Source organism: Cellulophaga geojensis KL-A (assembly GCF_000568425.1).
Classification (GTDB): Bacteria; Bacteroidota; Bacteroidia; order Flavobacteriales; family Flavobacteriaceae; genus Cellulophaga; species Cellulophaga lytica.
In genome coordinates this window covers 121,067-145,645 of record NZ_ARZX01000004.1, presented here as the reverse complement: position 1 = coordinate 145,645, position 24,579 = coordinate 121,067, and the positions used below count along the sequence as shown (strand labels likewise).

The 24,579-nt window shown below is 29.6% G+C and carries 22 protein-coding genes and 3 tRNA genes; 6 read left to right on the top strand and 19 right to left on the bottom strand.

What is annotated here, in order from left to right; all coding sequences use genetic code 11:
- Positions 1–13: 13 nt before the first annotated feature.
- The 3 genes from KLA_RS05205 to KLA_RS05195 form a co-directional block, all read right to left on the bottom strand.
- Positions 14–940, bottom strand: coding sequence for a FecR family protein (locus tag KLA_RS05205; RefSeq protein WP_013622021.1), 927 nt, complete (start codon positions 938–940; stop codon positions 14–16).
- A gap of 96 nt (positions 941–1,036) precedes the next feature.
- Positions 1,037–1,549 (bottom strand): RNA polymerase sigma factor, encoded by a 513-nt coding sequence (locus tag KLA_RS05200; RefSeq protein WP_034644455.1) that lies wholly within the window; start codon positions 1,547–1,549, stop codon positions 1,037–1,039.
- 116 nt (positions 1,550–1,665) lie between these two features.
- Positions 1,666–3,567, bottom strand: coding sequence for a metallophosphoesterase (locus tag KLA_RS05195; RefSeq protein WP_034644454.1), 1,902 nt, complete (start codon positions 3,565–3,567; stop codon positions 1,666–1,668).
- A gap of 123 nt (positions 3,568–3,690) precedes the next feature.
- Between KLA_RS05195 and KLA_RS05190 the strand changes: the two genes are divergently transcribed.
- Positions 3,691–4,488, top strand: coding sequence for a hypothetical protein (locus KLA_RS05190; RefSeq protein WP_034644452.1), 798 nt, complete (start codon positions 3,691–3,693; stop codon positions 4,486–4,488).
- A gap of 386 nt (positions 4,489–4,874) precedes the next feature.
- On the opposite strand, the gene KLA_RS05185 is transcribed toward KLA_RS05190, so the two are convergent.
- Together KLA_RS05185 and KLA_RS05180 are read right to left on the bottom strand one after the other, a co-directional pair.
- Complete coding sequence (locus KLA_RS05185; RefSeq protein WP_034644451.1) at positions 4,875–7,649, bottom strand: substrate-binding domain-containing protein; 2,775 nt, start codon at positions 7,647–7,649, stop codon at positions 4,875–4,877.
- Between the two features lie 275 nt (positions 7,650–7,924).
- Positions 7,925–7,998 (bottom strand) — tRNA-Arg (locus tag KLA_RS05180).
- 385 nt (positions 7,999–8,383) lie between these two features.
- On the opposite strand from KLA_RS05180, the gene KLA_RS05175 reads away from it, so the two are divergent.
- From KLA_RS05175 to KLA_RS05165, 3 genes are all read left to right on the top strand, one after another.
- A tRNA-Ser gene (locus KLA_RS05175) sits at positions 8,384–8,472 on the top strand.
- Positions 8,473–8,542: 70 nt separating this feature from the next.
- Positions 8,543–8,617: transfer RNA gene (locus KLA_RS05170), tRNA-Pro, on the top strand.
- Positions 8,618–8,828: 211 nt separating this feature from the next.
- Complete coding sequence (locus KLA_RS05165; RefSeq protein WP_034644450.1) at positions 8,829–10,352, top strand: GH3 auxin-responsive promoter family protein; 1,524 nt, start codon at positions 8,829–8,831, stop codon at positions 10,350–10,352.
- 21 nt (positions 10,353–10,373) lie between these two features.
- Here KLA_RS05165 and KLA_RS05160 read toward each other — a convergent pair whose 3' ends face one another.
- Both KLA_RS05160 and cls read right to left on the bottom strand, forming a co-directional pair.
- Positions 10,374–10,976 (bottom strand): hypothetical protein, encoded by a 603-nt coding sequence (locus tag KLA_RS05160; RefSeq protein ID WP_013622027.1) that lies wholly within the window; start codon positions 10,974–10,976, stop codon positions 10,374–10,376.
- A gap of 22 nt (positions 10,977–10,998) precedes the next feature.
- A complete protein-coding gene (cls, locus tag KLA_RS05155; protein WP_034644448.1) occupies positions 10,999–12,420 on the bottom strand; it encodes a cardiolipin synthase in 1,422 nt (473 codons plus the stop codon).
- Between the two features lie 244 nt (positions 12,421–12,664).
- On the opposite strand from cls, the gene KLA_RS05150 reads away from it, so the two are divergent.
- A complete protein-coding gene (locus KLA_RS05150; RefSeq protein ID WP_013622029.1) occupies positions 12,665–13,156 on the top strand; it encodes a Dps family protein in 492 nt (163 codons plus the stop codon).
- Positions 13,157–13,364: 208 nt separating this feature from the next.
- Here the strand turns inward: KLA_RS05150 and KLA_RS05145 are convergent, their stop codons facing one another.
- The 3 genes from KLA_RS05145 to KLA_RS18070 are packed head-to-tail and all read right to left on the bottom strand — an operon-like array spanning position 13,365 to position 14,768.
- Positions 13,365–14,396 (bottom strand): helix-turn-helix domain-containing protein, encoded by a 1,032-nt coding sequence (locus KLA_RS05145; protein ID WP_013622030.1) that lies wholly within the window; start codon positions 14,394–14,396, stop codon positions 13,365–13,367.
- Positions 14,397–14,424: 28 nt separating this feature from the next.
- Positions 14,425–14,571, bottom strand: a complete 147-nt coding sequence (locus tag KLA_RS17950; protein ID WP_013622031.1) for a lmo0937 family membrane protein — start codon at positions 14,569–14,571, stop codon at positions 14,425–14,427.
- 50 nt (positions 14,572–14,621) lie between these two features.
- Positions 14,622–14,768, bottom strand: a complete 147-nt coding sequence (locus tag KLA_RS18070; protein ID WP_013622032.1) for a hypothetical protein — start codon at positions 14,766–14,768, stop codon at positions 14,622–14,624.
- A 223-nt stretch (positions 14,769–14,991) separates the two neighbouring features.
- Between KLA_RS18070 and KLA_RS05140 the strand changes: the two genes are divergently transcribed.
- Positions 14,992–15,789 (top strand): TerC family protein, encoded by a 798-nt coding sequence (locus KLA_RS05140; protein ID WP_013622033.1) that lies wholly within the window; start codon positions 14,992–14,994, stop codon positions 15,787–15,789.
- A 2-nt stretch (positions 15,790–15,791) separates the two neighbouring features.
- On the opposite strand, the gene KLA_RS05135 is transcribed toward KLA_RS05140, so the two are convergent.
- From KLA_RS05135 to KLA_RS05095, 9 genes are all read right to left on the bottom strand, one after another.
- Positions 15,792–18,371 carry an ATP-binding protein gene (locus tag KLA_RS05135; RefSeq protein ID WP_034644446.1) on the bottom strand — a complete coding sequence of 860 codons (2,580 nt, stop codon included), beginning with the start codon at positions 18,369–18,371 and terminating at the stop codon, positions 15,792–15,794.
- Positions 18,372–18,529: 158 nt separating this feature from the next.
- Entirely contained in the window at positions 18,530–18,976 is a 447-nt protein-coding gene (locus KLA_RS05130; protein ID WP_013622035.1) for a response regulator, read from the bottom strand.
- 15 nt (positions 18,977–18,991) lie between these two features.
- Entirely contained in the window at positions 18,992–19,543 is a 552-nt protein-coding gene (locus KLA_RS05125; protein WP_013622036.1) for a helix-turn-helix domain-containing protein, read from the bottom strand.
- A 256-nt stretch (positions 19,544–19,799) separates the two neighbouring features.
- Positions 19,800–20,249 (bottom strand): ferritin-like domain-containing protein, encoded by a 450-nt coding sequence (locus tag KLA_RS05120; RefSeq protein WP_013622037.1) that lies wholly within the window; start codon positions 20,247–20,249, stop codon positions 19,800–19,802.
- Between the two features lie 213 nt (positions 20,250–20,462).
- On the bottom strand, positions 20,463–21,848 hold the full coding sequence (locus tag KLA_RS05115) for an NAD-dependent succinate-semialdehyde dehydrogenase (protein WP_034644444.1): 1,386 nt from the start codon (positions 21,846–21,848) through the stop codon (positions 20,463–20,465).
- Between the two features lie 28 nt (positions 21,849–21,876).
- On the bottom strand, positions 21,877–22,194 hold the full coding sequence (locus KLA_RS05110; protein WP_013622039.1) for a hypothetical protein: 318 nt from the start codon (positions 22,192–22,194) through the stop codon (positions 21,877–21,879).
- Positions 22,195–22,256: 62 nt separating this feature from the next.
- Complete coding sequence (hpf, locus tag KLA_RS05105; RefSeq protein ID WP_013622040.1) at positions 22,257–22,556, bottom strand: ribosome hibernation-promoting factor, HPF/YfiA family; 300 nt, start codon at positions 22,554–22,556, stop codon at positions 22,257–22,259.
- 49 nt (positions 22,557–22,605) lie between these two features.
- On the bottom strand, positions 22,606–23,274 hold the full coding sequence (locus KLA_RS05100; RefSeq protein ID WP_394357422.1) for an NADPH-dependent F420 reductase: 669 nt from the start codon (positions 23,272–23,274) through the stop codon (positions 22,606–22,608).
- A gap of 206 nt (positions 23,275–23,480) precedes the next feature.
- The gene (locus KLA_RS05095; protein WP_013622042.1) at positions 23,481–24,500 is read right to left on the bottom strand and encodes an AI-2E family transporter; all 1,020 of its coding nucleotides are present in this window, start codon (positions 24,498–24,500) and stop codon (positions 23,481–23,483) included.
- Positions 24,501–24,579 lie beyond the last annotated feature (79 nt).

Here is a 24,579-nt window from a genome sequence, read left to right as displayed (position 1 = left end):
TGCGGTTTTTTCTTTAATTGGTTTTAAGTGTAATTATTTCATTCTCATACAGTAATTTTAAATTGGTTATATAATTTAATTGTTCAACAATCTCATTTAGTGTAGCGTTTTGCTTTATAAATAGTGTTATTTTAAGAGCCAATACATCTTCATTTTTTATAGCGCTTTTTACATTGTATTTAATCTCTAATAAGTCTAAAGTTTCTTTTAATGATACCTCTGTTAAGTTTAAATCTTTAGTATACCAGTTAGAAGTCATTAAAACTGATGATTTTTGTTTGCGTAAAGAGTTGTTTGTAGCAACTGCTTCTTGCCCAGATACTAATTGTTGTTGGTTGTTTTTGTAATTTACCTGTACTTTTCCAGTAACTACAGATACTTTGCTTTCCTTTTTTTGTAACCCTATATGAAAAGAAGTACCTAATACCTTTGTTACCAATTCCCCAGAGTTTATAATAAATGGTTTGTTTGGGTTTTTAGTAATGTTAAAAAATGCATTACCCTTTATTAGGTTAACCTCTCTTGTAGTGTTGGTAAATGTATTAGGGTAACTAAAACTAGATCCTGGAGCTAGGTAAATAGTAGAACCATCTGCTAAAAAAACAGAATCTATTGCAGCACCAGTATTTACCGTAACAAAACTTGGCTGGTTAGTTTTGTAAGTAGATAATAATATGCCACCAAGCGTAAGTATTGTAACTGCTATGGCAGCATATTTATATATATTAGTTTTTGTGCTTTTAGTTTCTTTAAGTACAATTTTAGAACGGATATCATCTTTTATAAAAGTTGCATTACCCATTTTATTTGTATCCCATACAGACTGATTATACATTTTTTTAAAAAATGTATGTAATAGCTTTTCTTCTTTAGCACTAGTTTTTTGTTTGGTGCTTTTTGCAATAAGCTTTTTTAATACAGTGCTTTTTTTCTGTTGCATAAACTTGTTTTATATAGGTAAGTACCCAAAACAAGTAATTAGTACTATTGGCAAATGTTACCAAAAGTTTAAGCAAACATTAAGTGAAATGTTTTTTTAAAAAAAGAACGGAAATAGTAACCAACTAAGTTGTTTAAGCTTTAGTCTAAGCTGTTTAATTGCAGATGATAATTGATTTTTAACCGTTTGTTTTGATAGTTTTAGTTCTTCTGCTATTTGCTCTACATTCATTTCTTGTAGCTTGTTCATTAAAAAAATTTCTTTTCTTTTAGCAGGTAATTTATCTACAATATGAAAAACGGTTTCAGATAAATCTGATTCAGAAACAAAAGGAGATTCCATAATAAAATTATCAAACTCATCATCTATAAAAGTAGTGTTAAAACTATTTTGATTGTAGTGTTTTAAAATTTGATTTTTTACTGCTCTAAATAAAAAATGCTCAACAGAGTTTATGTTTAAGCTATTTTTACGCTCCCATAAATTGGTAAATACGTCTTGTATAATGTTTTTAGATAAGTTGCTGTCTTTTGTAATTTTAAATGAAAAAGCATATAGTTTTTCCCAATGTTTAGAATAGATATCTTCAAATTCTTGGGAGGTTTTCATAGGGACTAAAAAATTCTGGAATTAGTTATGGTAAATTAAAGACCCTAAAGTTTAAAATTGATTATGCAAACGTTATCTTTAAATTAACTTTTTAAAACAGACTGTAAACCTTAAGGTTAATTAATGTTTTTACTTAAGTCTGTTATAGTATTGTTTTCTAAATTAATACTAAAGTGGTTGGACGGTTCACTGTTTAAAAAAGAATTAAAAATTTTAAAGAATAAAAGTAATTGTTTGGCTGCGGTATCTTCTTTATTAATATACTTGGCTTGTGAAGTAATTGCGTTGTAAATAAATTGATACTGCTTTATTTTTTCTGTGGTAATATCTTCTAAAGCCAATTCATCTGCATTTCTAAGTCTATAAAAATCAAAAACTAAATCTAAGCCTTTCCATTTTCTAAAATCTTTAGCTTTTAAATTGTTTTTAGCTAAAGGAGTGGCAATAATTTTTAATTGTTTTTTTCTTGCTTTGGTATTGTTACGTATTTCTTTTAATGCTATAGAAAAATCTAGTTCATTATTTTTTGTGGCAAGTAGTAGCAACTCTTCACCAGTAACATTACTTAAAAATATATTTAGATCTATAGGAAAATCATTTGGTAAAAAGCGTAAACGTATAAGTTCTTTTAAGTGCCAAGCTGTAAAATCTTTATAGGTGTTAACCTCTAGTATTTTTTTGTCCCAAACATTGTTGTTGTGCTCTAGTTTTAGTTTGTTGTATTCTACTTTATACAAATCAAATAACAATTTAAAATTTTCTGTATTGGCTATAGTAACTGTTTTTACCTCTATGTTACTACTGTTATTAATTTTTAAAATTTTATAACCTGGTATGTAAGCAGCTAAGGAAGGTGTTTGTATGTTTACTAGTAAGTTTCCATTTTTAGACCTGTGTACTCCAGTGTCATTAATATGCATATGTCCTGCTACGTGTATCTTTAAGCCAGTATTAGCAAAAGCTTCTGCAACATTAGTTGCTGGTACACGTTCTAATTGCCATTTGTTTTCCCCCATTAATTTTTTAATGTCGCTAGTAGCATCATCATTAAAATCTACCATAGGAAAATGACTAAAAGCAATTAATGTTTTATTCTTTTTTTTAGCTTCTGTAGCTATATCTTTTACCCAATTAATTAAGTAGTTTTTATGTATAATAGTGTTGTTATAACCTACGCTAGCACTAGAAAAACTACCATCCTTTTTTTGTAAAAAGGTATCACCATCTAAAGCTAGTAACCAAATACCGTCTACAGGCTCTACTAAATAACTAGTATCTACCATTTGTAAATTGTCTATAGTAGTGTATGTTCTTTGTTTTAAGTTAGATGCAATTTGTGCTTTTTTAAAAGAGTAATTGTTGTAGTTATAGGTAGCAAACGGAGTGGTCCAAAATTTATAATTAGGCATAGCATAAAAACCGTACTCACCTAAAATATTAAGTACTCCTGTATATCCCATTTTAGCAATATCATTACTAATTAATACAGGGTGCTCATTTTTTTTAGATACATACATTCCTTTTTTACTATATATAGGTTGATTTTTACCTTCTGCACCTAAAAAATCACTTTTTCCAGATTCTTGTTTGTATGGTCCTGCAGGATCATGATTGCCAGTGGTTATAAAAAATTGTAGTCCGTATTTATTTTTGTACTCGTTTAGTATTTTTTGCAATCCTCTTAAGTGTATAGGTTGTCCGTCATCAGTATAATCACCAGGTAAAGCAACATAAGTAATGCCTCTACTAACAATGTCATCTAGAGCTGTTTTAAAAGCAAAATAGTTCTCGTTAAATATTCTTGTAGAGTTTAATTGAGATTGCATTGTTCTTAATACCGTATGCGTATTGTTATGCGGATTGTTAATGCCTTTGTAATTAATATCGTTAAAAGAGCCATACAAATCCTGAAAATGAATATCTGCTAAAAAAGCTATTTCTACTTTTTTTGTTTGCGCAGTTATTTTAAAACATATTAAAGCAATTAAAAAAGGTATTATTATTTTGGTTAATGACATATGTTTCCTCAATATTAAAAAAATTACTGCTAGATTACATATTTAAAATTCCTTTTAAATTAAATTAAGGTTAAGAAGAATATTTAGAAAATTTTCTTTTGTATATTATATAAAAAGTAAAGAATGAAAAAAGTATTACAAATTACAAACGCAATAGCTTTTATATCAACTGTATTTATAAATTATTTATCTAATGCAGGTAAAATGAATGGTACAACTATAGGGGAAGTTTCTGGAGGTTTAAAAACTTTATTTACACCTGCTGGTTATGCGTTTTCTATATGGGGATTAATTTATTTTTTGGTATTTGGTTTTGTTATTTATCAAGGCAGAAGCTTAGTTGTAAAGGTTAGAGACAATGACTTTATATTAAAAATAGGTTGGTGGTTTGTAGTATCTTGTTTAGCCAATTGCTGCTGGATAATTTGTTGGATTTATGGATACACAGGTTTATCTTGCATATGTATAATTATACTATTATTATCATTATTAAAAATTGTTTTTAATAATAAAATGGAACTGTGGGATGCGCCAATTTCTGTAATTGTATTTTTATGGTGGCCATTTGTAATTTACAGTGGTTGGGTAACCGTTGCTAGTATTGCAAATATAGCTGCATATTTAGTGAAAATTAATTGGGACGGTTTTGGTATATCACCTCTTGTATGGACTATTATAATGATAACAATTGCGGTAATAGTTAACTTAATTGTAACCTGGACACGTAATATGCGAGAGTTTTCTCTTGTAGGAGCTTGGGCTTTAATAGCAATTGGTATAGCTAATAAAGGAGTAGAGGGTACACTTGTTTACGTTGCTTATTTTGCAGCAGCTGTTTTACTACTAAGCAGTTTTTTACACGCTTTTAAAAACCGTAAAACAGCACCATTTATAAAATTAAAAGAATATTTAAGTAAATAATTATTATACTAAAAAAGCAAAAAAACCTTGCTACTATAAAAGTAACAAGGTTTATCTGTTGGGGAACAGAACACTATCAATATCTTTTTATTAAACAAATACTATACCACCTTTATATAAAGGCATATAAACTATGCAGCTATAGCTTTTTTTAGAAGTTTAATAGCTTGCAAAAATAAATATAGCTTTATAAATGAAGTTTATAAATTATACAATTAAAGTGTAATAATGTATCGTTGTCTTGTTACGCGATTAAATATCTGATTTTGAGTTTATTGCGTGTTAATTGTTACTTGGTTAGAAAGATGTTTAAGTAGTACTTAGCAACATTTTTAAATAAACAATGTTACAAAATAACAGTTACTACACTAACTATAGTGTTGGTATTAATTGTTAATGTTGTTGTTAGTTAGGTCTTTTCTATATTCTTTAGGGGTAATATTAAATTTTGTTTTAAAGTTTGTAGAAAAGTAATTTGGAGACGAAAACCCTGTAGCGTATGCTATTTCCGAAACAGAGAGTTGAGAATTTATAAGTAGATTTTTAGCTTTACTTAACCTAAAATCTAATATATAGTCGCTTATATTTACTCCAATTATGGCTTTAATTTTTCTGTAGAGTTGTACTCTAGATATATTTAAAGTTTCTGCCATAGCTTCTACAGAAAAAGAAGAATTATCTATATTTTGCTCTATTATAGAATTTATTTTTAGAATAAATTCTTGGTCTTTAGCATCAAATTTTTCATAAGGATTTATCTTATGTACATTGTTTAGGTAGTAATACCTAAGTTTTTCCCTGTTGTACAGCAATGATTTTATAGATTGTGATAATACAGAAAAGCTAAAAGGTTTAGTAAGGTAAGAGTCTGCTCCAGACTTTAAACCTTTAATGTAAGACTCATTGTTATCTAAAGCAGTTAGCATTATAATTGGAATATGAGATGTTCTTAAATCATTTTTTAGAACTTCACATATTACAAAACCATCTTTGTCTGGTAAGTTTACATCACAAATTATGATATCTGGTATTATGTCTAATGCTTTTTCTACTCCATCTACGCCATTAGATAAATGTACTTTATAAGACTCTAAAAGCTTGTTTTTAAGTAGTTTTATAAGTTCATCATTATCTTCAATAATTAATATATCATACTTGTTATCATTATTATTTACGTTTGTTACTTGGTATATATTTTCTTCAATTTCATCAGTTAGCGTAAGTTTCTCATCAATATATATGTCTGGTTCGTTTATTATTTCATTAGGCAATAAATGCTTATTGTTTTTGTAGAGTTTAATTGTAAAAATAGTACTTTGGTCACTCCTTACACTTATTTCTCCTTTGTGTAGTTCTATAAATTGCTTGGTTAAGTGCAAGCCTATTCCAGAGCTAGCTTTGGTGTTGTTACTGCCAATTTCAAAAGGCTTAAAAATATTTTCTATATCATCACTAGGAATACCAATTCCACTATCTTTAAAAGATACGGTAACAAAATTTTTATTTTTATAATCTTCAATAGAAACTATAATTTTCCCGTTATCTGGCGTAAATTTAAGAGCATTAGATAGAAGGTTAAAGTATACTTTATCCATTAAATTTCTATCTATATATAAGTCTAAATCTGTATTATTTGTTTTAAGGTCAAAAGCAATACCTCTTTTTTTTGCTTCAATTTTAAAATCATTAAATATTTTAGTAGAAAACTGAAAAATATTGGTTTTTGAAGCTTTTAAAGTAAGTTTTTTTTCTTCTGTTTTTCTGTAATCTAAAAGTTGATTTATAAGACGTAATAAACGTTTAGAGTTATTTGAAATTAATGTAATTTCAGTTTTTAAGTTATTACTATTTGTATTTGTTTTTTCTGTGATAGATTCTATAGCAGATAAAATAAGGGTAATTGGAGTTTTAAATTCATGAGATAAACCTGTAAAAAAGTTTGCTTTAGCCTCATTACTTAGTTCTGCTTCTTTAGCAATTTCTTTTATCTCTAAAGATTGCTTTATAATTTTGGTGTTATAAAGCTCTAGAGCATGCTTTTTTTTACTGATATTAAAACCAGAGTAAATACTAAATATACCTAATAAAACACTTAATATAAACAAAGCCAAAAGCACTTTTAGCATACTGCTTTGCGAGGCATACGTCTCTTCTTGTTCCTTAATTTTATTTTGTTGAGCTAATAGGTTTTCTTGATGCTGATTTATTTTATCAAACTGATTTTTCATTATATCAGCATTTCTACTATCTATAATTGTAGTTTCTAAAATATTATTTTTGTTAATTTTTTTACCTTGGACAATATCAATAGCATATTTTATGGCTTCATTTCCTCCGGTAGGGTAATAAACTGTAGCTTTTAATATACCGTCTTTTACGTATTGTATGCCTCCATTTGGTCCGTTTAATCCATCTACACCTATTATATCTACTTTATGTTCTAGGTTGTGTTGCTTTAAAACCTCCCAAGCTCCAAGCGCCATACGGTCGTTATGGCAAAATATATAGTCAACATTATTATTTTTATTTAAAAGGTTATTTAAAGTTTCTTTTATAGAGTTAGCTTCCCAATTGCCTTGTATGGTATGTGTTATTTGTATATTAGGTATAGTTTTAAGGGTAGAAATAAACCCTAAATGGCGTTCTGCAGCAGGCGATGAACCTTGTAGGCCTTTTATTTCTAGTATCTTTTTATCTTCATTGGAGCTTAAACTAGCTATGTAATTTGCAGCATTTACGCCTACTTGATAATTATCTCCTCCAATATATGATGTATAGTTTTGGCCATCTATTTTACGGTCTACAATTAAAACAGGAATATCTTGCAGTAATGCTTTGTTAACTAAAGGGGTTATAGGTTTAGACTGTACTGGAGAAATAATTAATACATCTACTTTATCATTTATTAATTGCGTTATATCTTCTATTTGCTTCTTTACATTATCATTCCCGTCTAAAATTTTTAATTCTATTTCTGGATGAAAATCAGCTTGTAGTTGCATAGATTTATTCATAGATTTTCTCCATTGGTCATTAATGCCCGTTTGAGAAAACCCAATTACAACTTTTTTATTTTCTTTTGCAGAAGTACAGCTGTATTGGCCAATTAAAGTAAAAATAGAAAGTAAAAGTAGTAGTCTAGTTAATTTAAAATACTGCATTATAGTAATTTTTATTAGTTGCCCAAAGGCTATAAAATTCTTTGGTTAACTATTGGTAGTATAATTAAGTAAGAAAATTAAGAGTACAATTAAATCTTTATGTGTTTATGCATTAAAAATTTTTCGTCTTAAAATTAAACAATTAATAAATAATTATTGCTAAAAACATAATAATTAAGCTATTATGTTTTTTTGGTAAGTGAAGTGTATTTATGAGAGTGCTGTTGTAAGTGGTATAAAACAAAAAAGCCTTCAGTAAAACTGAAGGCTTTTTGTGATCGCGAAAGGATTCGAACCTTTGACCGTCTGCTTAGAAGGCAGATGCTCTATCCAGCTGAGCTACGCGACCATTGAAATGACAAATGTTTTTGTCTTTCGGGCTGCAAATATACAATAATCTATTTTTAATATGCAAGTTAATTTTAGATTTATTTTTTACTTTTTTTATTTTTAATAAAATGGAGAAAAGTTGAATTCTAAATAATGAAAATAGGAGAGGTGTTTTATAATTTAGTAACCCTATTATGACTCATAATTAGTATTAATATTTAGTAATTAATACAATAAAGTATTTAGGTTAAAAAAAAGTTTTAAGTAAAGGTTCTTAAAATGAATAGGTTACAAAAAAGATTGAAAAAAAACGTAAAAAAAGTTTAAAATAGCTTGGTAGCTACCCTTAATCGTTATATATTTGCACTCGCAATTGAAAACTGCGCAAGTTCATTAAAGATTTTGGAGAGGTGCCTGAGTGGCCGAAAGGAGCGGTTTGCTAAATCGTCGTAGGTGGAAACATTTACCCAGGGTTCGAATCCCTGTCTCTCCGCAATAGCTGCCAAAGCACATTGCGAGGGCAGAAAAATTTCTCTAAGTACTGAAAGTATTAGATAACCTATCGGGGTGTAGCGTAGCCCGGTTATCGCGCCGCGTTTGGGACGCGGAGGTCGCAGGTTCGAATCCTGCCACCCCGACAATTGAGTAGAAAGACTCAAAACAATTAAAACCAGTAATTTTTATTACTGGTTTTTTTTATGCCTAATTTTTAGTGGGCACATACTTTTATAGTGTTAATAATAATTTTAAAAGGGTTAAACTCTTTTGTAAAATTAATAGACTTTTGGGTTGTTGTTTATAGAATTTAATTTCTAAGCAAAAGCATATAACAACCTAAAACACTAACATATGGCTATAATAGGAAACATAATAAAAGGAATAATACATGCATCTGATATTATTTCTGTAGAGTATAATGCAGCTGCAGAACAACGTGCAGTGCTTAAAAATTTATTACGTACCGCAGAGCATACCAAGTTTGGTAAACATTATAGTTTTACAGAAATATTAAATTCTAATAACCCAGAAAAAACTTTTAGTGCTAAAGTTCCTTTTTCAGATTACAACCAAATAACCAGTAATTGGTGGCAATATGTGCAAAAAGGTGAAGAAAATATAACTTGGCCAAATAGTCCAGATTATTTTGCACTTAGTTCTGGTACTACGGGTAAAACAAGTAAACGCATACCTGTTACAGATGACATGGTTAAAGCTATACGTAACGCTGGTATACAACAAGTTTTGGCACTTAAGAATTTTGATTTGCCTGCAGACTTTTTTGAAAAAGAAATAATGATGTTAGGTAGTTCTACAGATTTAGAGGAACATAACAACGCATTAGAAGGTGAAATTAGTGGAATAAGTGCTAGTAATATTCCGTTTTGGTTTCAAAATTATTACAAACCAGGTAAAGAAATTGCACAAATTGCAGATTGGGATAAACGTGTACAGCGTATAGCAGAAAAAGCATCAGAATGGGATATAGGAGCCTTAAGTGGCATACCTTCATGGATGGAGCTTATGTTACAAAAAGTGATTGAATACAATAACTTAAATAACATACATGAAATATGGCCCAATTTACAAGTTTATACCTCTGGTGGCGTAGCTTTTGGACCGTATAAAAAAAGTTTTAACGCTCTTTTAGGTAAGCCTATAACTGTTATAGATACTTATTTGGCTTCTGAAGGTTTTATTGCTTTTCAGCAAAGACCAGAAACCGATGCTATGAAACTGGTTACAGATAATGGTATTTATTTTGAGTTTGTACCATTTAGTCCAGATTATATTAAGCCAGACGGTTCACTAGTACAAAATGCGCCAGCACTTACAATTTCTGAAGTAGAGCTAAATCAAGATTATGTTTTAATATTAAGTAGTGTAGCAGGCGCTTGGCGTTATATTATTGGAGACACTATAGAGTTTACTGATATTGAACGGGCAGAAATAAAAATTACAGGTCGTACAAAATTCTTTTTAAACACTGTAGGTTCACAATTATCTGTAAATAAACTTAATGATGCTGTACAACATTTAGAAAAACATTTTGATATAGAAATACAAGAATATACATTATGTGCAAATCGTATTAATGATGATTTTTACCACTGCTGGTACCTAGGAACAAATGCTAAGCTTAGTACTACAAAGTTGGCCAATGAGTTAGATGATTTTTTAATGAATGCAAATAAAAATTATAAGGTAGCAAGATCTAAAGCTTTAGAGGGCATTAAAGTTTCTACTGTTTTGCCTTCTGTATTTCATGAATGGAGCGGAAGCAATAAAAAGAAAGGCGGACAGGTAAAAATGGAAAGGGTTATGGGACAAGAAAGATTTAAAGACTGGGAAGATTTTGTTTTAGCAAACTCTTAGCAAGAAAAAAAGGAGCAATAATTATTGCTCCTTTTTTTCTTGCTCTTTAACTAGTAGCATAATCTCTGCAGGAGATAAGTAGTATTTTATAATTCTAGCTTTATAAGTTGCATCTATTTCTGCGTTGTTTAATATAAAATTTTTGGTTTTTAAAATATAGTCTCCCATACCAGATGCTACAGCATAAGAGTCTGCGGCACGTTCTGCTTCTTTTATATAATTGTCAGACAACGAATATTTTATGCCAAACCAAAGTAAGTTTAAGCTACTTCTGTTTTGGTAATCTAAAATATGACCAAGTTCATGGCCTAACCAACCTACTAATATATCACTATCTACATCTGTGGTTTTAAATTCTTTCCCAGAGATTTTAAATTTTTTACTCATTAAAATAAGGTAGCGTCTTTTTTTCTTAGATTTTAAAAGGCTTCCAAAAACAGGCTGCGCAAGCATTGTAGATTTTTTAATATTATCTTTAAATCTAAATTCAATTTCTGTATTTTTTAATTGCGGATAGTATGATAGGGCTACTAAAGCTTCTTTTTCAATAATTTTAGGTATAATGTGTTGTGCATTTAAGTATTTTACACTCATAAATAATAGTATATAAATTATATTTTTCATTAGTTTTTAATTGCTTGTATTGTTACAGTAATGGACTAAAAAATTTGGCTATACCTTCTAATAATTTCTTCCATAAAGGCCTGTTTTTAAAGGTTTCATACTTTAAAATAGTGTCTTTATTGCATATGGCATTAAATTTTTCTTGTATGCTTTTTGTTATTTCTTCATCATAAATTACCGCATTGGTTTCAAAATTGTGCTCAAAACTTCTGTAATCAAAATTGCCAGAACCTACAGATAATATTTCACCATCAATTAATATCATTTTACTATGCGAAAAATCTGGACGTAGGTAAATCTTAATTCCAACTTCTAATAGCTCTTCTAGTCTAGAGAACATACTGTATTTGGCCATTAAAGAATCGGATACTTTAGGAATTAAAATGGTAATTGCAACACCGCTAAGTGCAGCAATTTTTAAAGCTTGTAATACAGATGTGCTTGGTATAAAATAGGGGTTGGCTATACAAATGTTTTTTTCTGCAATATTTATCATTTGTATGTATTGCTGCATTATAGCTGGCTGCTTAGAGTCTGGTCCGGCAGCAACAATTTGTGCAGTATGTTTACCCTTGCTTTGTGTATTAGATGTGTAGTTTTTATGCAGTAAAACTTCATCATTACTAGCAAAATAAAAGTCTTTAATAAATACTCTGTGTAAGCTATTTACAATTGGCCCTTCTAGTTTTAAGTGTATATCTTTCCAAACACCAACATTAGAAATTGGTTTTATGTATTTATCTGTTACATTAACACCTCCTGTAAAACCAACTGTACCATCAATCACAATTATTTTTCTATGGTTTCTATAATTTAAAGTATACAGTAGGTTGCCAAATTTAATAGGCATCATTGGGTAAGCTTTAACTCCAATATGTTTAAATCGTTTAATTGTTTTGTTGTTAAATGAATAACTTCCAAAGGCATCATAAATTAAACGTACTTCTACACCAGAGTTTATTTTATCTTTTAAAATAGTGTAAAAACGTTCTGTTAATTCTCCTTTAGAAAAAATATAGTATTGTAAATGAATATATTTTTCTGCTTTTTGTAATGCATCAAAAATGCTATCAAAAGTTTGTTTACCGTTATTAAGTACAGTTATATTATTGTTGTTATACGCTTTTAAAAGAGTACTACTTTCTATAAGTTTAGATAGTTTTTGCTGCTTAGGTGTGTTAAAAGTAACTGTATTATCTAACTTATGTACTTGTTTATATTTTTTATCAAATTGTTTCTTTTTTTCTTCTTGTTTGTCTCTAAAAAAATTAAATTTTCTTCGGTTTACACCAAACATATAATAAAGTAAGGCACCTGCAAACGGTAGTAAAATTACTGCTAAAAACCAACTGAGTGATTTTGTAGGTCTGCTGCCATGAAAAATAATACTACTAATACTCCTTAGTGTTACTAATGCGTACAAAATCCATAAAAAAGTATTCATAGTTATTTTTTTATTTACAATATAGCTAACACATTTTTGTTTACTGTTAAGTTTTTTGTTTAGAGCTACAAAAGAGTTTAATAACGTTAATTATTATGTTTTTACGCTTTAAAATGATTGGTTTTAAGTTATTTAAGGTGTTTTTGTGATGTCGTTTTTTTAGAGGTAATTAAAAAATTAATAGGGTTAATAGTAGCAAAACTTTGCTTGTATATTTATACTATAATCATAAAAAAATATAAAAATGGAAGCAACAGAGACAGCTATTGGAATAAAAAAAGATAATAGGAAAGCTGTAGTAAAAATGTTAAAGCAATTACTTGCAGATGAGTATGTAATGTACACCAAATACAGAAATGCTCACTGGAATGTAGAGGGTTTAGATTTTCATAGCAAACACGTATTTTTTGAAGAAGAGTACGGTAAGTTAGAAAATACTATTGATGAAGTAGCAGAACGTATACGTATGTTAGGTTTTTACTCACCAGGAAGTATGCAACAATTTATAGAGTTGTCTGGGTTAAAAGAAAACGGACCAGACCAAAATGATAGTGCTAGTTTTATGGAGGTTTTATTAGAAGATCACCAAACAATAATTAAATTTATTAGAGAGAGCATTGGAGAAAATGCTGAGGCACATAATGATGAGGGTACAGCAGATTTTATTACGGCAATATTGCAAATGCATGAGCAAATGGCTTGGATGTTACGTTCATCTTTAAAAACATTTAAATAAAATAATTATTTAAATAAAAAGGCGGTAAGGTTTTAATCTTACCGCCTTTTTTTATGCGTTGTTGTTTGTTAATTATTAGTTAGTAGCTGTTATATATGAACCAGTTTTATTGATACAATAAAGATGCGTTTTAATGATTGTAGGTGTTTATAAACAAAAAAAATTCGCTAGTAAAGCGAATTTTTTTATAGTGTTATATTTTATATTATTAAGCAGTAAGCGGAGTCGAAAATTGATTTTCTTGATAATATTTTGGACTACAGTTATATTTTTCTTTAAATATTTTAGAAAAATAACTTCTACTAGTTAAACCAACAGTATACACAATTTCTGAAATATTAAGATCTGTAGTTTTTAATAAATTCTCTGCTTTTTCTACTCTTGTGTTTCTAATAAAGTCAGACACTGTACGGTTATGTAATAACTTAAACCCTTCTTGTAATTTTGCAGGAGACATACCCGCTTTTTTACTTAAATAAACTAATGTATATTTAATTTCTGGATAATTTTTAATAAAGTTAGACAATTCTTTAACAGTGTCCATTTCACTTCTTGTTAAAGAACCAAAATTAGTAGAACCGTGTTTTTTGTCTTGGTTGTGTTGTTCTATTTCTAAGGCTAAAACGGTATGTACAATTCCTTTTATTAATAATTGTCTAACAATACCTTTTTGCTTAATAGCTTCTAATTGTTGCATTTTTTCTGCAATTTTTAGGTTGTATGAGCCTACGTATGCAAATATTTCTTTTTCCTTAGAAGGCATAAATGTTTTTAAAAGCTGAGTTTGTAGCAAATCATCAGCTTGGTCATCATTTTTTTCTGTGTAGGTATTAATACTAATGTTAGAAAAAGTTACAGATTGTCCTTTTCTAAAGTAAAAACAAGCGTCTTTGCTTGGGTCACTGGCAAATATACCTGTCTGAAATTGATTTAAAGACCTTTGCTTACCGTTTAAACCAAAACTATGACTCATTTGCCCTTCTGCACAGTATAAAAAATAAATAGGGTTTGTAACTGGCGTGTTTCTTACTATAATTGTGTCTTGTGCAAATTTTAAATTATACTCTATAAAAGATATATTTTTGTTTACAGATACTCCTTTAATATCTCCCGTTGCAAAATTATTATCTAATTCTAAAGAGTACTCTTTGTGCGTGTACTCTAAACTTCCGCCTAGATCTTCTTTAAATTGATTAAAGTCTTGTTCTATATTGTTTGTCTTAAGATTTATAACTTTCATAACGTTTCTTTGTTTAGGAGATTCTTATTTATTTTTCTTGCAATACTTTTAAAATAAAAAGTATAGTTGCTGCTACTAAAAAAATATGTGCTATATAACCTAATGCATAAATAAAGAAGGCTAATGCCCAAATTAGTATTAAAATTATTGCTAGTGGTAGTAATAGCTTTTTCATATTATTTTTTGTGATTGTTTGTGTTTTTAAATTGATATAAGGACAGAACCCTATTCTTTATTTAAATTTTTAAAACTATCTGTATTGCCATTTTTGTTTGTAGCGTTCTGTTTGTCGTTCTTTGGACGCAATGATTCTTTAACCCAACTGCGACCAACTCTAGAGTTTGTAATGCAAGCTTGTTTTATATGTATCATATTGTTGTTGTTTTTTGTTTGATACAAAGTTGATGAAGATTGCGTCTTTTTTTGTTATATAATTTTTGCTTTATGTTATATAATTATTAGAAAAGCCCTGTTTTTGGACGTTAAACCATTATTTTTTGATGCTTTTGAATAACATTTATGCTTTTTGATGGTATTTTTTATAATTTTATTGTAGAATCCAAAACCGTAACTTTACACTACAAAACCATTACCTATGTTAGAGATTTTTTCTAGTGCAGATGCTTGGATAGCATTATTAACTTTAACTTTTTTAGAAATTATATTGGGTATAGATAATATTGTATTTATATCTATTGCAGCAGGTAAATTACCTAAAGACCAACAAAAAAAAGCAACCAATTTAGGTTTGTTAATGGCAATGGTACAACGTATTATTTTACTATTAGGTGTTTCCTTTTTAGTAGGATTAAAAGAACCTTTTTATACCATTAATACATCATGGTTAGAAGTTGGTATTAGCTGGCAAGGAATAATATTGTTTTTTGGAGGACTTTTTCTATTGTATAAAAGTACCTCAGAAATACACGAAAAAATAGATGAACCAGGGGAAGAGGAAGAAGAATTAAAAGCTAAAAAAATTACATCTCTACCAAAAGCTATAATGCAAATAGTACTTATAGACTTTATTTTTTCTATAGATTCTATATTAACGGCTGTAGGTATGACTAATGGTATTGGTACTCATGAAAACCACTCTTTAATATTAATGATAATAGCTGTTGTAATATCTATATGTGTAATGATGCTGTTTGCCAATAGCATAAGAGAGTTTATTAGCAAGCACCCATCTATGCAATTGCTGGCATTGTCCTTTTTAATATTAATAGGTTTTATGCTAATAACCGAAGCTGCACATTTATCTGGTACCGTATTGTTTGGTAAAAGTATTGGAGCTATACCAAAAGGGTATTTGTATTTTGCTATTGCTTTTTCATTACTAGTAGAGTTTTTAAATATGAAGTTAAAGAAAAACTCTACTAAAAATAAGTAGTATTAAGCAGGTAAGTAAATACTAAATGTAGACCCAATACCAAGTTTACTTGTAGCTGTAATATGACCTCTGTGGTTTACTACTATTTTTTTACATATAGCTAGGCCTATTCCTGTACCAGAATATTGTTCTTTTTGATGTAGACGTTCAAAAAGACCAAATATTTTTTTAGCATTTTCTTGCTCAAAACCAATACCGTTGTCTTTTATAGTTATTCGGTAATAGTTTTTTCTTTTTTTATCAAAGACTTCTTTAATTTTTGTGCGTGGTAGCTTTTCGCAATCAATTGTAATTGCTGGGCTATGCGTGGTAGACCTGTATTTTATAGCATTATTTACTAAGTTGTTAAACAGCTGTTCCATTTGAAAAGGAATAGCTTTAATTGTAGGTAAATTATTTACAGTAATGGCAACACCAGTTTCTGCAATCAGTTCTTCTAAATCGTCTAAAACTTTATGTAGCGTAGTGTCTAATTCAATTTTTACAAAATCTTTTTTAGTTCTATTAATTCTAGAGTAAGCTAATAGATATTTAATTAATGTTTGCATTCTATTGGCAGAACTATCAATTTTATTAAAATACATTTTTCCTCTGTCAGATAGTTTTTCTAATTCTCCCTCAGACAATCTAGAGATAAACATTTGTATTTTACGCATAGGTTCTTGCAAGTCATGGCTAGCTACGCGGTTAAAAGATTCTAACTCTGCATTAGAGCGTTTTAGTTCTTGATTTTTTGCTTTAAGTTTTTCTTCGGTTTTTACGCTATCTGTAATATCTTGTACAACACCTACAGAAGTGTTTCTGCCATCTTTAATAATGTTTTGGCCGTTTACGTAAATATGTTTAATTGTACCAGATTTGGTAATTATACGGTATGTGTGTATGTTAGAGCTTCCTTTTTCTACCATCTCTTTGCCAAACTTGTCATACCTTTTTAAATCATCTGGGTGAACAAACTTACGGTAATTATCAAAAGTAACTTCAAAAGCATTTGGCTCATATCCTAAAATACGGTAAAAGTTATCAGATATTACCGCGGCTCCTGTATCTAAGTACCAAACATAACTACCAATATCTGCAACTTCTTCCGCGTCTTTAAAAATAGAGTTTTGTATTTCAATCTCTGCATATAATGCATTTAGTTTTTCGGCTCTTGTTTTTTCTAAGGTTATGTCTCTAGAAGTAACCGTTACACCGTCGTTTAGTTTTATAGCGGTATCATGCAGCCAAATTGTTTTTCCGTTTTTATTAATTTGTGTTTCATACTCTATTTGCCGAGACTCTTCAATACAACTTACCATTTTTTCAAAAACACCATTTTTAAAAATATTAGGATAAATTTCTGAAGCTCTTTTGTATTTTAATTCAGACGGAATATTGTTTTTAATACCTTCATTTAAGGCATCATTTATAAACAAAATTTCAAAATCTGTTATTTTTTCTGATGCATCTCTAATAGACTTAAAATGTGTTACTATGTTAGATGTGCTTTTAAAAACATTGCTTAAAAAAGCTCTATTGTCTAACAGTAATAAATTTTGTGCCTCTAATTGGTCTTTAGTTGCTGTTAAATTTTTCTTTATAATATGCTCTTCTGTAATATCACTAGCAGTAGCCAAAACACCATTATTTAGTTTAACAACACTAGTTTTAAATCTGTAATCTGTACCGTTAAAAGTATGATTTCTTTTAAATTTTTGAGTTTTGCCGGTTTCATAGCAATCTACTAAATGCTCAAAAACACCATTTTTAAATTGTATTGGTAGTATGGTAGATAGTAATTTACCTTTCATTTCTTTAACCTTAGTACCTAAAACATTTTCTATATTATGGTTTATAAAATTAATTTTAAAATCTATTATTTTGTTATTGTCATTGGTTACAGGAGTGTAATAACTAACAATGTTTTCAGTATTTTTTAAAACGCTTTCTAAAAAAGCAGTGGTGCGGTTATTTTTTTTACGTTGTTTGTTTATTTGCCAAAACGAGACTAGAAAAATAACCAAAGCAGTCATACCTAAAAATAACGTGGTAATTGGGTTTATAAGTCTAGAGGTAGAAAACTGTTTTTGTTGCTCTGCTAAATAATCTTCTGCATTACCGAGCATAGTAGTTTTAATAGCTTCAATTTCATCCATTAAAACAGAAACATTGTGCAGCAAGGCAGCGTCATTCTGCTCTTCTAAAGTAGTATCAGTTTTGTAAGCGTTAAGTTCGTCTAATGCCGCATAAAAAGATTCTTGTATGGTACGTAATTCTTGTAGTTTTTTTTGTTGGTTAGGCTTGTCTTGTGTTAAAAACTTAAGGTTATTAAAAGTGGTTAAAGCACTGTCCTTTTGCCTGTTTAAAATAATAGTGTGGTTAACCTTGTCTTGCAGTTTATTTTTTAAAACCTGAGACTGCATCATAGCATATCTAGAAAAAAGAGTATTTATCTCTGTCTCTACCCGTAGCGTAAAAACAACTAACTCTGCGGTTTTTTCTTGTTCTCTAATTTGTTTGTAACTATTGCTTCCTAAAAAGGTTAATAAGGCAATAGATAAAATTAGTAATACAATAAATATTTTAGAAGATTTAACCACTTGCTATTTTGTTTTTTTGTTTGGTTTAATAGACAAGCTAAAGTAGTAAAACAATTTTTTATAATACCAGTTCTTGGAGTTGGTAAACGTATTGAGTTAAAAATAAAATGGATAGAGCACAAAAAAGAGTAAAAAATTTTGTGCTCTATTTTAAACAGTTATAAACGCAATAAAAAGTTATCTCTGTTAAGGGCAGAGGTATGGTATTGCCAATTTATTTTCACTATTTTTTCTATAACCTTTTTTAAGGCAGAAAAACTGTTAGGTTTATTAATGTAAATGTTTGCTCCATTTACAAAAGTTTCTTCAATATCTTGTTCTGATGATGATGTAGAGTAAATAGCAACGCACAAATCTTTAAGCGTGTCATTGTTACGTATTTCTTTTAAACATTGCATTCCGTTTTTAACGGGCATATTTAAATCTAAAAAAACAATTTCGGGCAAAACAGCCTCAGGTAGCACTAAATAATCTATAAGTTCCTTACCATCTTTAAATAAAGATAGGTTTGTTTTTACATCAATTTCTTCAATAGCCTCCTCAAACAATAAGCGATCGTCAGAGTCATCATCGGCTAAAACTATATTCATAATATCTACCGCCATTAGTTTAAGGTTTTACTATTCATTTTTCTTTCTTTTATTAATAATCCTCTGAAAAGCAGATGGAGTTAAGCCCGTAGTTTTTTTAAACTGGGCAGACAAATGTGCTACACTACTATAATTAAGTTCGTGAGCAATTTCTGTAAGCGTATAATTTTTATGAATAATAAGTTCTTTAGCTAAGTCTATTTTCTTAAGAATTATAAAATTTTCAATAGATGAGTAGGTGGTTTCTGAAAACACAGAAGACAAGTGCGCATAAGAGTAATTTAGCTTTTCTGATAAATAGTCTGATGCATTGTATTTTCTAGACTTTTCTGTATCGTTAATAAGCTCTGTTATTAATTCTTTAATGCGTTGTACTAAAGCACTTTGCTGGTCTACAATAATTGTTATGCCATATTTTTCTAAGGCTTGTGTTACATATTGCAACTCTGTTTCTGTAGGTTTTTTTTTAAACTCAACCTCACTTAAACTATGTATTTTGTACTCTAAATTTAGCGCGCCTAACTGTTCTTGTAAAATGGTTTTACAAATAAAGTTATAATCAAATTTAAGGTTCATTTTCATAAAATGATACAATTATGATGCTCCGTTTATATAGAGAAATGAGCGCGTTATTACGTCATTTATTAATTTGTTAAATATAGGCTTTTTATCAATATGGAGGTTTTTTTTTAGTGCACCTCACTTTTTATTAGAGCAATGTTAGTTAGCCTGTTAAGTATTAATAAGTTAGTTTATTAATTTTATGTAATTTTTGTTTGCGTTTAAACGCAAAAAAGGATGCTAAAAAGCATCCTTTTTTATGTGGTTAGTGCATATATTAACTAATGTCTTCTAAAAACTTAATAGTATTTAAGTCAGACTTAATATTGTTCATTTGCTTTAATAAAACTGTAGCTGTGCTAGATGGTAGGGTAGTGTCTTGTAAAACATTTTCATACTCTTCTACAGCAGCCTTTTCACCTCTAATAGATTCTTCTAACATAGATTCTGCATCATCTGCAGAGAAAAAAGCTTTAGTATCCATCCAAGCTCTGTGCATACTACCAGTTAAACTACCGCCTTTTTCTGGCTCTTCTCCAAATTTGGCAATCTCTGTTTTTAATTCATGGCCAAAGTCATAACGCTCTTTACTACGTTTGTTAAAGTATGTTTTTAGTGCATTATGATCTGTGTTTTCTGCTGCTTTTTTATATCCTTTTTCAGCATCGTATGTTTTTTCTAGTAAATTGTTTAGTTTTGTTCCTACTTGTTCAGTGTATGTTGTCATATTTATGTAATTTATGTTACAGGACTTATTTTTAATGATATAGTCCTTTTATTATCATACTCAAATTTACAAGTAAAGTATAGCTAAGTTTAACGTTATTAATTAACTTTTTTGCTCAATTAATAAAGTGTTGTTTTAGCATAAGTGTTGTAAAAATAAAACGCTAAGTCTTTTACAAGTCTTAGCGTTTATTTTATTTATTGTTTATTGGGGTTATGCTTGTGTAATTGCTTTAGCATTTACAAATTCTTTTATACCAAAACCACCGTGTTCTCTTCCGTAACCAGAGTTTTTAACACCGCCAAAAGGCATATTTGGGTATGCTAAACCGTAAGAGTTTATATGTATCATACCTGTGTCAAAATAATTTTTAGCTAAGTCCATAGCTTTATCTTCATTTTCACTAAAAATACCTCCACCTAAACCAAACTTACTATCGTTTGCAATACGCATGGCGTCTGTATTGTCTTTAGCTTTTATTAAAGATGCAACTGGCCCAAACAATTCTTGGCTATAAGCAGGTTGCCCAGGTGTAACATTACCCAATACAGTAGATGGGTAGTAGTAGCCGTTTGTATCTGGAATTTTTCCTCCACATAAAATCTCGGCTCCATTTTCTACACTTTCTTCAACTTTGTTGTGCAATTGCTCTCTTAAGTCTTTTCTGGCAATAGGTCCCAAATCGTTATCATTATTGGTTGGGTCTCCGTAGCTCATATTTTGCATAATGTTTACAAACTCTTTTTTAAACTCATCATAAACACTATCTACAACTATAAAACGTTTTGCAGCAATACAAGTTTGTCCGTTATTATAAATTCTAGCATTAGCACAAATTTTTGCTGCTTTACTAATATCTGCATCATCTAAAACAATATACGCATCATTACTACCAAGTTCTAAAACTGTTTTTTTTATTACTTCTGCAGCTTTAACAGCAACATGCTTACCAGCAGGTGTACTACCTGTAAGTGTAACGCCTTTTACATATTGGTTTGCAATTATATCATCAGACACGCTATGGTTTATAACCAATACTTGAAAAAGATTTTTTGGTAAACCTGCCTCTTCATAAATTTCTTTTAATTTTAAGGCACAACCAGTTACATTTTTTGCGTGTTTTAATAATACACCATTACCAGCCATTAAGCTAGCAATAGAATAACGTATAGGTTGGTATAACGGAAAATTCCACGGTTGTATACCGTATACTACACCAATTGGTGAGTAATGAATTGTACCTTTGCCACCATCAAAAAGAGAACGTTCTTGGTCTTGTAACTGTTTTAAACCCTCTGTAGCTGTGTACTCACATATACTTATGCAAAGGTCTATTTCTTGGTAACTATGACTAAGTAGTTTACCCATTTCTTGTGTCATTAACTGGGCATAACTTTCTTTATGTTTCTCTAGCGTTTTTCCAATAGATTTTAATATTTCTGCACGTTCTTCTAAAGGTTTTAATTTCCAATCTAAAAAAGCATTGTGGCAATCCTCAACCTTTTTTTTGGCATCATCACTGCTTGCATAATTGTATGTTACTATAGTTTCTTCTGTAGCAGGGTTTATAGTTTTAAAAGTATTTTTGTCTGTACTCATCTTTAGTTTTTTTAGTTTACACTTAGGCTTATAAATTATCTTTATTGGTGTTAGCCCTTTCTGGAGCTTCTAAATTTTCTTTTAGTTCACCTCCTTGGCCGTATAAACTATTTTCTTCATCTGTTAAACTATTTTTAGAGCTTTTTTTAGTTTCATTTCTGCCCGGAATATCTAAATCTTTCCCCTGAAAATCTATACGCTCTTTTCTGTTTTGTAACAACTCATCATCACCAGTGTCTACGCTTAGTCCTTTTTTACCTATGGCCTGCAGGTCTTCATCTGTAATATTAGGGTTGTAAGTTGTTTTGGTATCGTTTTTTTGTATCTTTTTTTTATCTGTGCTCATTGTATTTTTTTTAAGTGATGTGTATAATTTATGTAACCATAAATGCTTGTAAATAAGCATAGTTACCTAACACTCATTTTTTCTTTGGTTTTTTGCAATTGATTGTCTAAATCTCTTACTGTTTCTGCTATGGCAGACTCAAAATTTTCGGCATGTGTAGAAGCAAATAATCTAGGTCCTGGCATACTTATACGTATATCACAAATTTGCTCCATATCATCAGATCTATTTTGTACTTTAAAGAACACATCTGCTCTATGTATAAAGTTGAACTTTTTATGTAAATGGTCTAATTTTTCTTTTGCTATGTTTTCTAATCTGTCACTTGCTGTAACGTCATGGTATTCAAATATAATTTGCATATAAAGTGTTTTAAATTTGTAAATTATTTTAAGTAGTACTAGTTATTACTTAAAATGATTTTTGTGAATTTATAGTTTCTAGTAAATCTGATTTAGAGGTGCTTAAACCATAAATTTTTTGATCTGGATCCATAATTTTGGTATCACTTAAATTACCAACATACACAGCATCAAACCCAATATCTTCAATTAACTGTTTTACTACAGCTTTGCTTTCTTGGTCTTGTGCGGCATAAGGGACAGACAGCTTGTTTGTGTCTTTAAAAGCTTCATTTTTTAAATCTTGTGCCTTAATGGTATTAAAAGCTTTAGCGGTTTTTGCAGAGCTAAATTTCATTGCAGTATACTCAGACGCGTTGTAATTTGCATCTCTAACATTTTTAGCCATTTCACCATCTCTTTCTGGATATGGGTTTGTAGCATCTAGTATAACGCTGTTGGCATATTCACCAGCATATAACTCAGATATTTTATCTACAGCTTTAAAAGGCATAGCCAACACATATACATCTGCATTTTCTTCAAAAGTATCTGTAACACTCATTGCTTTTGCATTAGGTCCAGCCTCTTTAACTAGGCTACCTAATTCCTCTGGGTGTCTAGAGCTAAAAAGCACATTATGCCCTGCATTTGCCCAATGTTTTCCTAAATTTCCTCCAATATTTCCGCTTCCTATAATTCCTATTTTCATTTTATATTGATTTATGTTCTGACGCATCAGAATGTTATACTTTAATTTCTACATCAAAATTACAACCCATTTAAAGCCTGGGTTAACTGGTATCCGTTCTTTTTTGATGCTATCAATAAAATGAAGCGATTTTGAGTGTTTTTTGTTTAAAAAGGATTGTTTTTTACGTGTTTTTGCTTGAAAATTGCAAAAATCAGTAAAAATAAAGAGTGTAGTGTTAAGTGCTTTTTTTATTAAATACTGTTGCCAGATTCTCCATATTGATTTTTATAAATGCGGACAACAACAAGAAAAAGACTTACTAATAAAGGACCAAAAATTAGGCCTATAAAACCAAATAAAGGCACACCAACTAAAACACCAACAAGTGTAATTAATGGGTGTACATCATCTAAACGTTTTAAAATGTATAATCTAAATATATTATCTGTAGCACCTATGGCAACTAAACCGTAAATTAGTATTCCCCAAGCCTGAAAAGTGTTTCCGTTAGATAATGCCAATATAAATACAGGAACTGTACCTAATGCGCTACCTACAAATGGTATCATAGAACCTATAGTTACTACTGCAGCCCAAAAAAAAGGGTCTTCTATACCAAAAATATAAAATCCTAATAACGCTACTAAACCTTGACCTAAAGCTACCAATGGTATACCTAAAGCATTGGCCTTTACGTTAGCTGTTATTTCTTTACCAATGGTTTTTAAATTAGTGTCTTTTATAGGTATGTACTCAAATAAAGACTCTCTTAGTTTTTTTCTGTTGGTAAGCATAAAGTACAGCATAAAGTACATTATGGTTATAGATATTACCATATTAAAAGTACCACCTGCAAAATTTTGTAACTTATCAGACAACCAATTTGTTATAGAGCTAGTGTCTATTTCTGTACCAAGGTCTATATGTAAAAAAGATTCTACTTTTTGCAGTTGGTTTTTACCTGCATTAATTACTTTTTGGGAGTTATCTACAGCATATTTAATTTTTGATCCCATCATAAAACCTAAGCCAGTTAAAGGTATCATAATGCATAAAAAAGAAAGTATCATTAAAAAAATAGCAGCAATATTAGCATACCAACCTTTATTTGCCAGCTTTTGCATTGGCTTTTTTAAGATTACATACATAGTTATTGCACCTAAAACACCACTTAAATAAGGTAATATTTCTTTAAAAATAAGCCCGCCCATTAGCACTATTAGTAGTAAAACAAAAATTTGCCTTATAATATGCGGACTAATATATTTCATAATATAATGTGTTAAGTTAAGTACGTAATTTGTATGTCAAAATTGCACAATTACGCTTTGTTGTATTAATGATATTAGA

Coding starts and splice junctions, on each gene's coding strand:
- KLA_RS05200 (WP_034644455.1), bottom strand. CDS start 1,549: ATGAAAACCTCCCAAGAATTTGAAGATATCTATTCTAAACATTGGGAA.
- KLA_RS05165 (WP_034644450.1), top strand. CDS start 8,829: ATGGCTATAATAGGAAACATAATAAAAGGAATAATACATGCATCTGAT.
- KLA_RS05205 (WP_013622021.1), bottom strand. CDS start 940: ATGCAACAGAAAAAAAGCACTGTATTAAAAAAGCTTATTGCAAAAAGC.
- KLA_RS05110 (WP_013622039.1), bottom strand. CDS start 22,194: ATGAGCACAGATAAAAAAAAGATACAAAAAAACGATACCAAAACAACT.
- KLA_RS05150 (WP_013622029.1), top strand. CDS start 12,665: ATGGAAGCAACAGAGACAGCTATTGGAATAAAAAAAGATAATAGGAAA.
- hpf (WP_013622040.1), bottom strand. CDS start 22,556: ATGCAAATTATATTTGAATACCATGACGTTACAGCAAGTGACAGATTA.
- KLA_RS05145 (WP_013622030.1), bottom strand. CDS start 14,396: ATGAAAGTTATAAATCTTAAGACAAACAATATAGAACAAGACTTTAAT.
- KLA_RS05130 (WP_013622035.1), bottom strand. CDS start 18,976: ATGGCGGTAGATATTATGAATATAGTTTTAGCCGATGATGACTCTGAC.
- cls (WP_034644448.1), bottom strand. CDS start 12,420: ATGAATACTTTTTTATGGATTTTGTACGCATTAGTAACACTAAGGAGT.
- KLA_RS05190 (WP_034644452.1), top strand. CDS start 3,691: ATGAAAAAAGTATTACAAATTACAAACGCAATAGCTTTTATATCAACT.
- KLA_RS05120 (WP_013622037.1), bottom strand. CDS start 20,249: ATGACAACATACACTGAACAAGTAGGAACAAAACTAAACAATTTACTA.
- KLA_RS05115 (WP_034644444.1), bottom strand. CDS start 21,848: ATGAGTACAGACAAAAATACTTTTAAAACTATAAACCCTGCTACAGAA.
- KLA_RS18070 (WP_013622032.1), bottom strand. CDS start 14,768: ATGATACATATAAAACAAGCTTGCATTACAAACTCTAGAGTTGGTCGC.
- KLA_RS05185 (WP_034644451.1), bottom strand. CDS start 7,649: ATGCAGTATTTTAAATTAACTAGACTACTACTTTTACTTTCTATTTTT.
- KLA_RS05160 (WP_013622027.1), bottom strand. CDS start 10,976: ATGAAAAATATAATTTATATACTATTATTTATGAGTGTAAAATACTTA.
- KLA_RS17950 (WP_013622031.1), bottom strand. CDS start 14,571: ATGAAAAAGCTATTACTACCACTAGCAATAATTTTAATACTAATTTGG.
- KLA_RS05195 (WP_034644454.1), bottom strand. CDS start 3,567: ATGTCATTAACCAAAATAATAATACCTTTTTTAATTGCTTTAATATGT.
- KLA_RS05095 (WP_013622042.1), bottom strand. CDS start 24,500: ATGAAATATATTAGTCCGCATATTATAAGGCAAATTTTTGTTTTACTA.
- KLA_RS05125 (WP_013622036.1), bottom strand. CDS start 19,543: ATGAAAATGAACCTTAAATTTGATTATAACTTTATTTGTAAAACCATT.
- KLA_RS05100 (WP_394357422.1), bottom strand. CDS start 23,274: ATGCGTCAGAACATAAATCAATATAAAATGAAAATAGGAATTATAGGA.
- KLA_RS05140 (WP_013622033.1), top strand. CDS start 14,992: ATGTTAGAGATTTTTTCTAGTGCAGATGCTTGGATAGCATTATTAACT.